Genomic DNA, 12,668 nt, shown 5'->3' with positions numbered 1-12,668 from the left:
GAGGGGACGAGATGTCCGGCACCCGCGTGACCGCAGGACGCACCACCGCAGCCGCCGAGGGAGATGTCGTCGTGCTGCTGATCGGCATGCGCGTCAACCACTTCTACGCGGTGCACCAGTGGGTGCCGGTGTTCCTCGCCATGCTGCGCATGCTGCGGGAACTGGAGAAGCAGCCGGGCCGTGGCCTGCTCGGCCGCGTCCTGCTGACGGCGTCCCCGCGTACGTACTACGTCGTCCAGTACTGGGAGTCCAAGGAGAAGCTCTACGCGTACGCCTCCTCGCCCGACATGTTCCATCACCGGGCGTGGGCGATCATCAACCGTAAGGAGCGGGCGGGCCGGCTCCGGCGGCATGTGGGGCTCTGGCACGAGACGTACGTCGTGCCGGAGGGGTCCTACGAGTCGATCTACGCGGACATGCCGGCGTTCGGGCTGGCCGCGGCGCACGGGTCGCTGCCGGTGGAGAAGCGGGGGCGGCGCGGGGCGGACCGGTTCGCCTACCGGGGGACCGCGCCGGCTTCGGAGGCGGAGCCGGTGGCGGCGCCCATGGGAGCGCCGGGTGCACCGGATGCGCCGAGCGCGGGTTCCGGGGTGGAGGCGGAGGTGGAGGCCGGGGGCGGTGCGGGTTGATGGGCCCGCGCGGGTCAGTCCGCGGCCGGGTGCGCGCGACTCCTCGCGCCCCTGCGGGCGTCCCTGCGGGCGTGAGTGGGATGTCGGTGGTGCGGGTTCCGGGGGTGAGCCTGCCGCGGCGTTGAGGCCGGCTCGTTCCCCCACGTGACCCGGGGTGCGGCTCAGCCCGCGCGGCGCAGGGCCTCCGAGAGGCGGCCGGCGGCGTCGATGACCGCCTGGGCGTGCATGCGGCCCGGGTGCCGGGTCAGGCGCTCGATCGGCCCGGAGACCGAGACGGCGGCCACCACGCGGTTCGACGGCCCCCGCACCGGCGCGGAGACGGAGGCGACACCCGGCTCGCGCTCACCGATCGACTGGGCCCAGCCGCGGCGCCGTACGCCCGACAGCGCCGTCGCCGTGAAGCGGGCGCCCTGCAGACCCCGGTGCAGCCGCTCCGGCTCCTCCCAGGCCATCAGGATCTGCGCCGAGGACCCGGCCTTCATGGTGAGCGTGGACCCGACCGGGACCGTGTCCCGCAGACCGGACAGACGCTCGGCCGCGGCGACACAGATGCGCATGTCGCCCTGGCGGCGGTAGAGCTGGGCGCTCTCGCCCGTGATGTCCCGCAGATGCGTGAGCACCGGGCCCGCCGTGGCGAGCAGCCGGTCCTCGCCGGCGGCCGCGGCCAGCTCGGAGAGGCGGGGGCCGAGGATGAAACGCCCCTGCATGTCACGCGCCACCATGCGGTGGTGTTCCAGGGCCACGGCGAGACGATGTGCCGTGGGCCGTGCCAGTCCGGTCGCCGCGACCAGGCCCGCGAGGGTGGCCGGACCGGACTCCAGAGCGCTCAGGACAAGGGCTGCCTTGTCCAGTACGCCGACGCCGCTACTGTTGTCCATGAAACGATACTCGCGTCTCACTCTGTGAAACGCAAGTTCAATTTCCGGTGGAACGCGCCACCCTGGTAGACACAGCGGCCCGCGGACCGACGGGCCTGGCGGACGACGTCCGGACGAGGGGTACGAACGTCTGCCGCCCCGGAAATCTCTAGTTGGGCCGGCGCCACACAGGCCGGCCGGAGGGAAAGCGATGGGTAGGACACTCGCGGAGAAGGTCTGGGACGACCATGTCGTCCGGCGCGCCGAGGGCGAGCCCGACCTCCTCTACATCGATCTGCACCTGCTGCACGAGGTGACCAGCCCCCAGGCCTTCGACGGTCTCCGTCAGGCGGGGCGCCCGGTGCGGCGTCTCGACCTCACCATCGCCACCGAGGATCACAACACCCCGACCCTCGACATCGACAAGCCCATCGCGGACCCGGTCTCCCGGGCCCAGCTGGAGACACTGCGCAAGAACTGCGCCGAGTTCGGTGTACGGCTGCACTCCCTGGGCGACGTCGAGCAGGGCGTCGTCCACGTGGTGGGACCGCAGCTGGGCCTGACCCAGCCGGGCACCACCGTGGTCTGCGGCGACTCGCACACCTCCACGCACGGAGCCTTCGGCGCCCTGGCGTTCGGCATCGGCACCTCGCAGGTCGAGCACGTGCTGGCCACCCAGACGCTGCCGCTGGCCCGCCCCAGGACCATGGCCATCACGGTCGACGGCGAGCTGCCCGACGGCGTCACCGCGAAGGACCTGATCCTGGCGATCATCGCCAGGATCGGCACCGGCGGCGGCCAGGGCTACATCCTGGAATACCGCGGCTCCGCCATCGAGAAACTCTCGATGGAGGCCCGGATGACCATCTGCAACATGTCGATCGAGGCCGGCGCCCGCGCGGGCATGATCGCCCCCGACGAGACGACCTTCGCCTACCTCAAGGGACGCGCCCACGCACCCGAGGGCGAGGACTGGGACGCGGCGGTCGCGTACTGGAAGACGCTGCGGACGGACGAGGACGCGGTCTTCGACGCCGAGGTCGTCATCGACGGCCCCTCGCTGGCCCCGTTCGTCACCTGGGGCACCAACCCCGGCCAGGGCGCGCCGCTTTCGGCGGCCGTCCCCGATCCGGCTTCGTACGAAGACGCTTCGGAGCGCCTGGCCGCCGAAAAGGCCCTGGAATACATGGGGTTGACCGCCGGACAGCCGCTGCGCGACATCGAGGTCGACACCGTCTTCGTAGGTTCGTGCACCAACGGCCGCATCGAGGACCTGCGGGCCGCGGCCGCGATCGTCGAGGGCCGCAAAGTCGCCGAGGGCGTACGGATGCTGGTGGTCCCCGGCTCCGCGCGGGTCGGCCTCCAGGCCGTCTCCGAGGGCCTGGACGTGGTCTTCAAGGAGGCCGGCGCGGAATGGCGGCACGCGGGCTGCTCGATGTGTCTGGGCATGAACCCCGACCAGCTGGCCCCCGGTGAGCGCTCCGCGTCCACCTCCAACCGCAACTTCGAGGGCAGGCAGGGCAAGGGCGGTCGTACGCACCTGGTCTCCCCGCAGGTCGCCGCCGCCACCGCCGTGCTGGGCCATCTGGCCTCCCCGGCCGACCTGTCCGACGCCCGTACGCCCGCTGGAGTCCGATAAGCCATGGAAGCATTCACCACGCACACCGGCCGGGCCGTCCCGCTGCGCCGCAGCAACGTCGACACCGACCAGATCATCCCCGCCCACTGGCTCAAGAAGGTGACCAGGGACGGTTTCGAGGACGGGCTGTTCGAGGCCTGGCGCAAGGACTCGTCCTTCATCCTCAACCAGCCCGAGCGCAAGGGCGCCACGGTCCTGGTCGCCGGCCCCGACTTCGGTACCGGCTCCTCGCGCGAGCACGCCGTCTGGGCGCTGCAGAACTACGGGTTCAAGGCCGTCGTCTCGTCCCGCTTCGCCGACATCTTCCGGGGCAACTCGCTCAAGAACGGCCTGCTCACGGTGGTTCTGGAGCAGAAGACCGTGGACGCGCTGCAGGAACTCACCGAGCGGGACCCGCAGGCCGAGATCACGGTCGACCTGGAGGCCCGCGAGGTGCGCGCCGAGGGCATCACCGCGGCCTTCGAACTCGACGAGAACGCCCGCTGGCGGCTGCTGAACGGCCTGGACGACATCTCCATCACCCTCCAGAACGAGGGCGACATCGCGGAGTACGAGGTCAAGCGGCCGTCGTACAAGCCGAAGACGCTCCAGGTCTGACCTCCGCCGCGCGGCGCGCCCCGTCGCGCGGCCCTCGCACAGCTGATTTCAGCCACCGCAACACCCCTCTGTACCCCCAATCGTGGACGGTTGGGGGTACAGCTGTGTCTGCCCTCCGAAGCCCTCCGTGCGACCCCTTGAGAGGCTCCAACTACCCGATTTGTAAAGGGAATTGCCTGGGTAGGCGCATCTTGTGCCGGCGGCCCCCGGAGGCGCCCAGGACCCCCTCGGGGCGCGGCAGTTACCCCCTGGGCAGGCGACAACTCGCCCCAGATGGCACAATCTGTGCATGGAACACGACGGCCAACTCGAGCTCTATACGGCAGTCGCGGGCCAACTCAAGGAAGCGCACACAAGAGTGCGTGCACTGCAAGTCCCGGAGGGCGTACGGATGGCGCTGACCCGGAAGCTGCTGGTCATTACGGCCGTGGCCAAGCACGATCTCGCCGATGCGGCAAGGCGGCTGGAGCGGTTCACCACCGACCTCGACGAGGGCCGATTCCTCGAAGGGGAACGCTGAGGAACTCCGCTGCAGCCCGAGTTCGTTGCGGCACAAGGGTGATTAGCCCGTTTCGTGTTTGATTTGCGGTATATATCTGCCTAACGTGCGAAAAAGCTTGAACGCATTCGTTCGGGCAATGTCTCCGAAGGGGAAGACGTGAACAAGGCGCAGCTCGTAGAAGCGATTGCCGACAAGGTCGGCGGGCGTCAGCAGGCCGCCGACGCGGTCGACGCCGTACTGGACGCCATCGTCCGTGCAGTTGTCGGCGGGGACCGGGTCTCGGTCACCGGCTTCGGTTCCTTCGAGAAGGTCGACCGTCCGGCTCGTTACGCCCGCAACCCGCAGACGGGTGAGCGCGTTCGGGTCAAGAAGACCTCTGTGCCGCGCTTCCGCGCCGGTCAGGGCTTCAAGGACCTGGTGAGCGGCTCGAAGAAGCTCCCGAAGAACGACGTGGCGGTCAAGAAGGCCCCGAAGGGCAGCCTCTCGGGCGGCGCCTCGGCCACCGTCAAGAAGGCCGCGGCCAAGAAGGCCACCACCGCCAAGAAGGCGACGGCCAAGAAGACCACCGCGGCCGTGAAGAAGACCGCCGCGAAGAAGACCACCACCGCCGCGGCGAAGAAGACGACGGCGAAGAAGGCCACCGCCAAGAAGACCACGGCGACGGCGAAGAAGGTCGCGGCGAAGAAGACGACGGCGAAGAAGGCCACCGCCAAGAAGGCCCCGGCCAAGAAGGCCCCCGCCAAGAAGTCGACGGCTCGCAAGACGACCGCCAAGAAGGCCACCGCCCGCTGAGAAGCAGGGGCGCAGGGCAACACACGCGCCGGGCCGGGCTCCCACGGGGAGCCCGGCCCGCGGCGTGTCCGGGTCCGGTCAGGCGGGCCCGGTCAGAAGGTCTGGAGCGTCACGAGGGTGATCCGCCGTGCGGCGCCGTCGCCCTCGGTCTCGATGCGTACGCGCTGCCCGGGGCGCAGCAGCCGCAGCCCGCCGGCGTCGAACGCCGCCCCGTCGAAGGGCACGGGGGTGCCGTCGTCGAGCAGCACCTGCCCGCTACGGGTCTCGGGGTCGTACGTGTACGCGGTCGCCTGCATGCCGAGAGCTTATCGAGCAGTTGTCCCACCGCGGGCGCGTACCGGGGGACTGGAAGGGGGCGCGGCAGCGGGGAGCCGGGGTCACGCCGACGGAGGGGGGCCGTGGGCCCGCACGGTGCCGAAGGGCCGTGGACGCGTCCGCGCTTGCGGGCCGCGCGGACCGGAACCGCGGTCCCCGCGCGGTGGGGCGAGGGCTTGGCGGCGGGTGTGGCCGGTCGCCCGGGGTCTTGGCGCGCGGGGCCCCGGGGTTCCGCGCTCGGGCCCGGTCGGGTGCCACGGGTCCGTGGCCGGTGGCGGACTGTTCGAGGGGTGGTCGCCGAACCGGGTGCCAAGTGCCGGGGTGTGATGGGCGGACGGCCTTGCGGCCGTGGCGTTGGTCGTGGTCGCGGTGATGCGGCGGAGCCGGGGACGGGGACGGTCGGCGGGAGCCGTCGCGCGTTCCGGGTGAGGACTCCGCGCGGCCGGTGGCGGAGTCTCGGAGATCCGTCCGGGGACGGTGCGTGGTGGTGTGTGCCGGCCCGGGAGGTCGTACCGGGGCGCGGCGCTCAGGGAGTCCGGGGCCCGGACGCGGTCGTCGCGCGGTGGGCCCCACCGGCGCGGTGTCGGTGCGTGCACCGCGAACCGGGTACCGGGAGCCTGCGGGTCGGCGTCGGAGCGCCTCCCCGGCTCGTACGGTGCGGCCCCCCCGTCCCGTACCGGCCTCGTGTCAGGCCGCTCGCGGGGGCCGGCCTCCCCGGCCACTCGTGCACCGGCACGGCCCCGAGGGGCGACCCCGGGAGCCCGTGAGCCGGATCCACGGGCCGGACCCGGGGACGGGCCCGCCGGCCGAGGCCGGGGAGCCGCGGGCCGGCCGGTGCGGTCGGCGTCGCGGGCCGGTCCGGAGGCGGCGCGCGGCGTCGCGGTACCGGGTCGTCCCGGGATTCAGGTGCCGGGCTGTCCCGGGATGAGGAGCCCCGCCGCCACCGCGGCCGTCCGCGGGCCCACGCCCAGGGCGAGTGCCGCGCGCAGGTCGTCCCCGGTGTCGACGTCCTGGCGCACGGATTCCACCGCCGAGAGGTGGAGTTCCACCGCTCCCGAGGCGCGATGCCGGGCGCGGGAATCCGTACCGAAAGCGGGGCGCAATTCACGGCCCGGCGAGGCGGCGAGCAGCGTGGTCCCGATTGCCGCCGCGTCGGCGAGAAAAGCGCGCGGGAATTCCGCCGCGGCGTCGAGTACCCGGCCCAATTCCAGGGGGCGCAGTGCGGGCAGATCGGCGTTCAGGGCGGCCACCGCGCATGCGGGGCGGTGGGCGCGCACGACGGCCGCCGCGTGCGCCAGCGCGGCGTTCAGGCCGCCGCCGGGCTCGTCCGGGACGATCCGTGCCCCGAGCGCGGCCAGTTCCCGCCCGGCCAGTACGTCGTCCGTGACGACCGCCACATCACGGACCGCCGCGCAGGCCAGCGCGGCGGCCACGGTGTCCTGCGCGAACGCGAGGGCGAGTCCCGGGCGCACTCCGTCGGCGGCGGTGTCCGAGAGCCTGCTCTTGGCCCGCGCAAGGGGTTTGAGAGGTACCACCAACGTCCAACGCACGGGCGCTCCGTTCCTGCCTTGTCGCGCCCATTGTGACCCGGTGGCCCTGGCGGTCCGGACGTCGGGGCGTACGGTGTTCTCGACAGACTGGCGGCCTGGGGCGACACTTGTGCGGCCCCCCAGGCCCAAAGAGGAAGGTGCCCGCGTGCCCCGCCGCAGAATCGGCTTCTGGTACCGCTTCGCAGCGGTTCTCTGCAAACCGCCGCTCGTGGTTCTGATCAAGCGGGACTGGCGTGGGATGGAGAACATTCCGGCCGAGGGCGGATTTATCACCGCGGTGAACCACAATTCGCATGTGGACCCGTTCGCGTATGCCCACTATCAGTACAACACCGGGCGCGTTCCGCGATTCCTGGCGAAGGCCGGGCTTTTCCGCAAGGGGTTCGTGGGGGCCGCGATGCGCGGCACCGGGCAGATCCCCGTCTACCGCGAGAGCACCGACGCGCTGAGCGCCTTCCGGGCCGCGATCGACGCCGTGGAGCGCGGCGAGTGCGTCGCGTTCTACCCCGAGGGCACCCTCACGCGCGACCCCGACGGCTGGCCGATGACCGGCAAGACCGGCGCCGCGCGGGTCGCCCTGCAGACCCGGTGCCCGGTGATCCCGGTCGCCCAGTGGGGCGCCAACGAACTGCTCCCGCCGTACGCCAAGAAGCCCCACCTCCTTCCGCGCAAGACCCACCACGTGCTCGCGGGACCCCCGGTGGACCTCTCGCGCTTCTACGGCAAGGAGATGAGCCCGGACCTCCTCAAAGAGGCCACCGAGGTCATCATGGCCGCCGTGACCCGGCTGCTGGAGGAGATCCGCGGCGAGAAGGCGCCCGAGACGCCCTACGACCCCCGTCAGGTGCGGATCGAGCAGCGCCGGCGGACCGCGGCCCAGGAGAAGGCCCAGGCGCAGGTACGGGCGGACGCCCAGGCCCCGGCCGACACCGCGGGGGCGGCGCCGGTGCGGACGGAGCGCGAAGAGGGGCAGGGCACGTGAGCAAGCCCGTCAAGGCGGCCGTCTTCGGGTCCGGGTCGTGGGGCACGGCCTTCGGCATGGTGCTCGCCGACGCGGGGTGCGAGGTCACCCTCTGGGGGCGCCGCGCGGAACTCGCCGAAGCGGTCAACTCCACGCACATGAACCCGGACTACCTGCCGGGCGTCGAGCTCCCCGGGAATCTGCGGGCCACCACCGACGCCGCCGAGGCCGCGCGCGACGCCGACTTCACCGTGCTCGCGGTGCCCTCCCAGACCCTGCGCGCCAACCTCGCCGACTGGGTCTCGCTGCTGGAGCCGGACACCGTGCTCGTCTCCCTCATGAAGGGCGTCGAACTCGGCTCCGCCATGCGGATGAGCGAAGTGATCGAGGACGTCGCCAAGGTCGGCCCGGACCGTGTCGCCGTCGTCACGGGGCCCAACCTCGCGCGGGAGATCGCCGCCCGGATGCCGGCCGCCGCCGTGGTCGCCTGCACCTCCGAAGCGGTCGCCCAGCGCCTCCAGGCCGCCTGCCACACCCCGTACTTCCGGCCCTACACCAACACCGACGTGGTGGGCTGCGAGCTCGGCGGCGCGGTCAAGAACGTCATCGGTCTCGCCGTCGGCATCGCGGACGGGATGGGCCTCGGCGACAACGCCAAGGGATCGCTCATCACCCGCGGGCTCGCCGAGACCACCCGGCTCGGCCTCGTCATGGGCGCCGACCCGCTGACCTTCGCCGGGCTGGCGGGCCTCGGCGACCTCGTCGCCACCTGCTCGTCGCCCCTCTCGCGCAACCACACCTTCGGCACCAACCTGGGCAGGGGGATGACCCTGCAGGAGACCATCGCCGTCACCAGGCAGACCGCCGAGGGCGTCAAGTCCTGCGAGTCCGTGCTGGATCTGGCCCGCCGGCACGGCGTCGACATGCCCATCACGGAGACGGTCGTCGGCATCGTCCACGAGGGCAAGCCGCCGGTCGTCGCGCTCAAGGAACTGATGTCGCGCAGCGCGAAGGCCGAGCGCCGCTGAGCCGCCGCGGCGCCGCCGCGCCACCGGCCGGACGGCGCTTCGCGACGGCTCCCGCGGCGCCCGGTGCCAACGCTGTGCGACCACTCGCGCGACGCTGAGCAACGGCCGCCGCGGGGCGCTGACTCAGCCCGCTACCACCGGGTACTCTCAACGCGATATGAGCACCGAGAACCTCCCCCAGAGCCCTGAGCAGCCGCCTCGCAAGCCGCGCGTGGCCGTCGTCTTCGGCGGCCGCAGCTCCGAACACGGGATCTCCGTGGTCACGGCCGGCGCCGTCCTGCGCGCCATCGACCGGACGAAGTACGACGTCCTTCCGATCGGCATCACCCTGGACGGCCGTTGGGCGCTCACCGCCGACGAGCCGGAGCGGATGGCCATCGTCGACCGGCAGCAGCCGAGCGTGGACCTCCTCGCGGAGTCGGACGAGGGCGGCGTGATCCTGCCCGTCGACCCCTCCAACCGCGAAGTCGTCTACAGCGAGCCCGGATCGGTCCCCAAGGCCCTGGGCGAGGTCGACGTCGTCTTCCCCGTGCTGCACGGCCCCTACGGCGAGGACGGCACCCTCCAGGGCCTCCTGGAGCTCTCCGGGGTCCCGTACGTCGGTTCGGGCGTGCTCGCCTCGGCCGTCGGCCAGGACAAGGAGTACATGAAGCGGGTGTTCACCTCCTTCGGGCTGAAGGTGGGCCCGTACACGGTGATCCGTCCCCGGGAGTGGGAGCTCGACCCGGCCGGTGCCCGCAAGCGGGTCGCCGAGTTCGCGGGTGAGCACGGCTGGCCGCTGTTCATCAAGCCCGCCCGCGCCGGTTCCTCGTTCGGCATCACCAAGGTCGACTCCTTCGAGGGCCTCGACGAGGCGTTCGAGGAGGCCCGGCGCCACGACCCGAAGATCATCGTGGAGGCGCTGCTGCGCGGCCGCGAGATCGAGTGCGGGGTCCTGGAGTTCGAGGACGGCCCGCGCGCCAGCGTGCCGGCCGAGATCCCTCCGGTGCAGTCCCACGACTTCTACGACTTCGAGGCGAAGTACATCGACTCGGCCCCGGGCATCGTGCCCGCGCCGCTCACCGAGGAGCAGACCGCCGAGGTGCGGCGCCTGGCGGTCGAGGCGTTCGACGCGGCGTCCTGCGAAGGCCTCGTCCGCGCGGACTTCTTCCTCACCGAGGACGGCGAGTTCGTGATCAACGAGATCAACACCATGCCGGGCTTCACGCCGATCTCCATGTACCCGCGGATGTGGGAGGAGACCGGGGTCGACTACCCGGAGCTGGTCGACCTCCTGGTGCAGGCGGCGCTGCGGCGTTCCACCGGCCTGCGCTGATCTCCCGGGCCGGGACCGGGGGACCGGACGGCACGCCCGCGGTCCTGGCGGCCCGGACCCGCCGGTCCGGCAGGTCCCGTCCGGGCCGCTCGCACGGCCTCCGCCGGTCCCCGTGTCCGCACCCCTGTCCCACCCGCGTGTCTCAGTCGGCGATTCCTTCGGGGATCGCCTTCTTGACGGAGGCCGCCAGATCCACGAGCGCGGCCGAACCGTCCCGCCGGGCCCACTTCGCCGGCACGGTGACCTCGACGTACGCCCGGCGCAGGCTGCTCGTGAAGCGGTACGCGCCGTCGCCCTGCTTCTCGATCAGCCAGCCGACGCCGTTCACCTCGCCGCTGAGCGCGTCCCCGTCGTCCATCTTCGAGGGCCGTCGGACACCACAGCGCAGTATGATCGCCGGGCTTCCCCAGCCCGCGGTCAGCGCGGACCGGGGCTCGGGATCGTTCCGGTCGAGGCCGTCCACCTTCTTCGGCAGCGCCTCGTCCAGGTTCCGGCACAGCGCGGAGACCTTCGCGTCCGCACCGGGAACCACGGCCGAGGCGCCGTCGTCTGCTGAGGAGCAGCCCGTGACGGAGATCAGCAGGGCGAGAACGGGCAGCCCGAGAAGAGTGGTGTGCCGGTGACGGGAAGAGTTCACCGGCCAAGGGTAGACGGGGGCTAGAGGTGCACCACCGGGCAGGTCAGAGTGCGGGTGATGCCATCCACTTGCTGGACTTTCGCGACCACCATGCGGCCGAGATCGTCCACGGTGTCGGCCTGGGCCCGCACGATCACGTCGTACGGTCCTGTCACGTCCTCGGCCTGGATCACCCCCGGGATCTTGCTGATCGTCTCGGCGACGGTCGACGCTTTGCCGACCTCCGTCTGGATCAGGATGTACGCCTGTACCACGGAACCTCCAGGGCGGCCACGAGGATCATGTGGGGAAAAGGAACGCCACGGTATCGCGTCGCCGCTCGCCACGGGGAGACCCGCGGTGACCGGGGCTTGCGCGCCGGGGTGCGCGGACTGCACAAGTTGACGGTCAACTCGACCGTACCGAGGACAGAGACGGCTCGCGACCGGGCACCGGTGGCGGCAGAGGGAGCAGTACGACGATGAAGGGCACCGTGGGCGAGTTGGGGGAGTTCGGGCTCATCAAGGAGCTCACCTCGCGTCTCACCACCACCCCGGCGGTCCGGGTCGGCCCCGGCGACGACGCCGCGGTGGTGGCCGCGCCCGACCGCAGGGTCGTGGCGAGCACCGACATCCTCCTGGAGGGACGGCACTTCCGCCGGGACTGGTCGACGGCCTACGACGTGGGGCGCAAGGCGGCCGCGCAGAACCTCGCGGACATCGCCGCGATGGGTGCCGTACCGACCGCGCTGCTGCTCGGTCTCGTCGTCCCGGCCGAACTGCCGGCCACCTGGCCGTCCGAGCTGATGGACGGGCTGCGGGACGAGTGCCAGGTCGCCGGGGCGGCCGTGGTCGGCGGCGACGTCGTACGGGGCGACACCATCACCGTCGCGATCACCGCGCTCGGCGATCTCCGCAACCACGAGCCGGTGACCCGGGGCGGCGCACGACCCGGTGACGTGATCGCCGTGACGGGCTGGCTGGGCTGGTCGGCGGCCGGTCACGCGGTGCTCTCCCGCGGTTTCCGTTCGCCGCGGGCCTTCGTCGAGGCGCACCGGCGCCCCGAACCGCCGTACCACGCGGGCCCCGCGGCCGCCGGGCTCGGCGCGACGGCGATGTGCGACGTGAGCGACGGGCTGATCGCCGACCTGGGGCACATCGCCGAGGCCAGCAAGGTCAGGATCGACATCCGCTCGGGCGCCATCGACATCCCGTCGCAGATGAACGACATCGGCCAGGCCGTCGGCGTCGACCCCATCCAGTGGGTGCTCACCGGTGGCGAGGACCACGCGATCGTCGCGGCCTTCCCGCCGGACGTGAAGCTGCCCGCGCGCTGGAAGGTGATCGGCGAGGTCCTCAACCCCTCCGCGCTGCCGCAGGTCACGGTGGACGGCGCACCCTGGACCAGCAAGGGCGGCTGGGACCACTTCGGCGACATCGAGTCCTGAGACGGCCGGGACCGCTGCGGTGCGCGCCGGGGGCGTGCGCCGCTCCGCCCCGTGACGGGTCCGGGCGCGGACGGCAAAAAACCCGCCCACCGTGAGGTGGACGGGTTCAGTGCAAGCGAACCAGCAGTGGCCGCGCGCTGGCGGTTGTCAGCGCGAAACCTTGCCGGCCTTGATGCACGAGGTGCAAGCGTTCACGCGCTTCGGCGTCCCGCCCACCACGGTACGAACACGCTGGATGTTGGGGTTCCAGCGGCGGGACGTACGGCGGTGCGAGTGCGAGATGTTGTTGCCGAAGCCCGGCCCCTTGCCGCAGACGTCGCAGTTGGCAGCCACGGGTCACTCCAAAGACTTCAGATGCACTTACGGTGGATCCCGGCATGCCGGGATCAAGATCTAGGATCTGAGTGGCGGTGCCAGGGG

The 12,668-nt window shown here is 71.8% G+C and carries 15 protein-coding genes; 9 read left to right on the top strand and 6 right to left on the bottom strand.

The annotated features are described in order from the left end of the window. Nucleotides 1-11 precede the first annotated feature (11 nt). A complete protein-coding gene (locus OG776_RS14695) occupies nt 12-629 on the top strand; it encodes a DUF4188 domain-containing protein (RefSeq protein ID WP_148010638.1) in 618 nt (205 codons plus the stop codon). A 161-nt stretch (nt 630-790) separates the two neighbouring features. Here the strand turns inward: OG776_RS14695 and ndgR are convergent, their stop codons facing one another. Beyond that, a complete protein-coding gene (gene ndgR, locus OG776_RS14690) occupies nt 791-1,507 on the bottom strand; it encodes an IclR family transcriptional regulator NdgR (protein ID WP_148010639.1) in 717 nt (238 codons plus the stop codon). Nucleotides 1,508-1,697: 190 nt separating this feature from the next. On the opposite strand from ndgR, the gene leuC reads away from it, so the two are divergent. The 4 genes from leuC to OG776_RS14670 all read left to right on the top strand — a co-directional run bounded on the left by leuC (nt 1,698) and on the right by OG776_RS14670 (nt 5,016). Continuing rightward, nucleotides 1,698-3,125, top strand: coding sequence for a 3-isopropylmalate dehydratase large subunit (gene leuC, locus OG776_RS14685; RefSeq protein ID WP_148010640.1), 1,428 nt, complete (start codon nt 1,698-1,700; stop codon nt 3,123-3,125). A 3-nt stretch (nt 3,126-3,128) separates the two neighbouring features. Next, nucleotides 3,129-3,722 (top strand): 3-isopropylmalate dehydratase small subunit, encoded by a 594-nt coding sequence (gene leuD, locus OG776_RS14680; RefSeq protein WP_148010641.1) that lies wholly within the window; start codon nt 3,129-3,131, stop codon nt 3,720-3,722. Between the two features lie 289 nt (nt 3,723-4,011). Beyond that, the gene (locus OG776_RS14675; protein WP_148010642.1) at nt 4,012-4,242 is read left to right on the top strand and encodes a hypothetical protein; all 231 of its coding nucleotides are present in this window, start codon (nt 4,012-4,014) and stop codon (nt 4,240-4,242) included. A 138-nt stretch (nt 4,243-4,380) separates the two neighbouring features. Continuing rightward, on the top strand, nt 4,381-5,016 hold the full coding sequence (locus tag OG776_RS14670) for an HU family DNA-binding protein (protein ID WP_148010643.1): 636 nt from the start codon (nt 4,381-4,383) through the stop codon (nt 5,014-5,016). Between the two features lie 92 nt (nt 5,017-5,108). On the opposite strand, the gene OG776_RS14665 is transcribed toward OG776_RS14670, so the two are convergent. Then, nucleotides 5,109-5,312, bottom strand: a complete 204-nt coding sequence (locus OG776_RS14665; protein WP_148010644.1) for a hypothetical protein — start codon at nt 5,310-5,312, stop codon at nt 5,109-5,111. 921 nt (nt 5,313-6,233) lie between these two features. Next, the gene (cofC, locus tag OG776_RS14660) at nt 6,234-6,881 is read right to left on the bottom strand and encodes a 2-phospho-L-lactate guanylyltransferase (protein WP_148010645.1); all 648 of its coding nucleotides are present in this window, start codon (nt 6,879-6,881) and stop codon (nt 6,234-6,236) included. A 145-nt stretch (nt 6,882-7,026) separates the two neighbouring features. Here cofC and OG776_RS14655 point away from each other — a divergent pair, with 145 nt between their 5' ends. The 3 genes from OG776_RS14655 (at nt 7,027) to OG776_RS14645 (ending at nt 10,185) form a co-directional block, all read left to right on the top strand. After that, nucleotides 7,027-7,863: a lysophospholipid acyltransferase family protein gene (locus OG776_RS14655; protein WP_148010646.1), complete on the top strand. Its 837-nt coding sequence runs from the start codon at nt 7,027-7,029 to the stop codon at nt 7,861-7,863. Next, complete coding sequence (locus OG776_RS14650; RefSeq protein WP_148010647.1) at nt 7,860-8,870, top strand: NAD(P)H-dependent glycerol-3-phosphate dehydrogenase; 1,011 nt, start codon at nt 7,860-7,862, stop codon at nt 8,868-8,870. Before OG776_RS14655 ends, OG776_RS14650 begins: the two co-directional genes overlap by 4 nt. Before the next feature lie 157 nt (nt 8,871-9,027). After that, nucleotides 9,028-10,185, top strand: a complete 1,158-nt coding sequence (locus OG776_RS14645; RefSeq protein ID WP_148010648.1) for a D-alanine--D-alanine ligase family protein — start codon at nt 9,028-9,030, stop codon at nt 10,183-10,185. Nucleotides 10,186-10,327: 142 nt separating this feature from the next. On the opposite strand, the gene OG776_RS14640 is transcribed toward OG776_RS14645, so the two are convergent. Then, a complete protein-coding gene (locus OG776_RS14640; protein ID WP_148010649.1) occupies nt 10,328-10,822 on the bottom strand; it encodes a DUF3515 domain-containing protein in 495 nt (164 codons plus the stop codon). A gap of 20 nt (nt 10,823-10,842) precedes the next feature. Next, nucleotides 10,843-11,076: an Lrp/AsnC family transcriptional regulator gene (locus tag OG776_RS14635; RefSeq protein WP_003997603.1), complete on the bottom strand. Its 234-nt coding sequence runs from the start codon at nt 11,074-11,076 to the stop codon at nt 10,843-10,845. Nucleotides 11,077-11,282: 206 nt separating this feature from the next. Here OG776_RS14635 and OG776_RS14630 point away from each other — a divergent pair, with 206 nt between their 5' ends. Next, the gene (locus tag OG776_RS14630; protein WP_148010650.1) at nt 11,283-12,248 is read left to right on the top strand and encodes a thiamine-phosphate kinase; all 966 of its coding nucleotides are present in this window, start codon (nt 11,283-11,285) and stop codon (nt 12,246-12,248) included. A gap of 147 nt (nt 12,249-12,395) precedes the next feature. On the opposite strand, the gene rpmB is transcribed toward OG776_RS14630, so the two are convergent. Next, entirely contained in the window at nt 12,396-12,581 is a 186-nt protein-coding gene (gene rpmB / locus OG776_RS14625) for a 50S ribosomal protein L28 (protein ID WP_003993230.1), read from the bottom strand. Nucleotides 12,582-12,668: the final 87 nt, after the last annotated feature.

Source organism: Streptomyces sp. NBC_01689, assembly GCF_036250675.1.
GTDB lineage: Bacteria > Actinomycetota > Actinomycetes > Streptomycetales > Streptomycetaceae > Streptomyces.
This window is presented reverse-complemented; position numbering and strand designations above follow the sequence as displayed.

Excerpts from the sequence above, each read along its gene's own strand:
- OG776_RS14695 (WP_148010638.1), top strand. The coding sequence starts at position 12 with ATGTCCGGCACCCGCGTGACCGCAGGACGCACCACCGCAGCCGCCGAG.
- ndgR (WP_148010639.1), bottom strand. The coding sequence starts at position 1,507 with ATGGACAACAGTAGCGGCGTCGGCGTACTGGACAAGGCAGCCCTTGTC.
- leuC (WP_148010640.1), top strand. The coding sequence starts at position 1,698 with ATGGGTAGGACACTCGCGGAGAAGGTCTGGGACGACCATGTCGTCCGG.
- leuD (WP_148010641.1), top strand. The coding sequence starts at position 3,129 with ATGGAAGCATTCACCACGCACACCGGCCGGGCCGTCCCGCTGCGCCGC.
- OG776_RS14675 (WP_148010642.1), top strand. The coding sequence starts at position 4,012 with ATGGAACACGACGGCCAACTCGAGCTCTATACGGCAGTCGCGGGCCAA.
- OG776_RS14665 (WP_148010644.1), bottom strand. The coding sequence starts at position 5,312 with ATGCAGGCGACCGCGTACACGTACGACCCCGAGACCCGTAGCGGGCAG.
- OG776_RS14645 (WP_148010648.1), top strand. The coding sequence starts at position 9,028 with ATGAGCACCGAGAACCTCCCCCAGAGCCCTGAGCAGCCGCCTCGCAAG.
- OG776_RS14630 (WP_148010650.1), top strand. The coding sequence starts at position 11,283 with ATGAAGGGCACCGTGGGCGAGTTGGGGGAGTTCGGGCTCATCAAGGAG.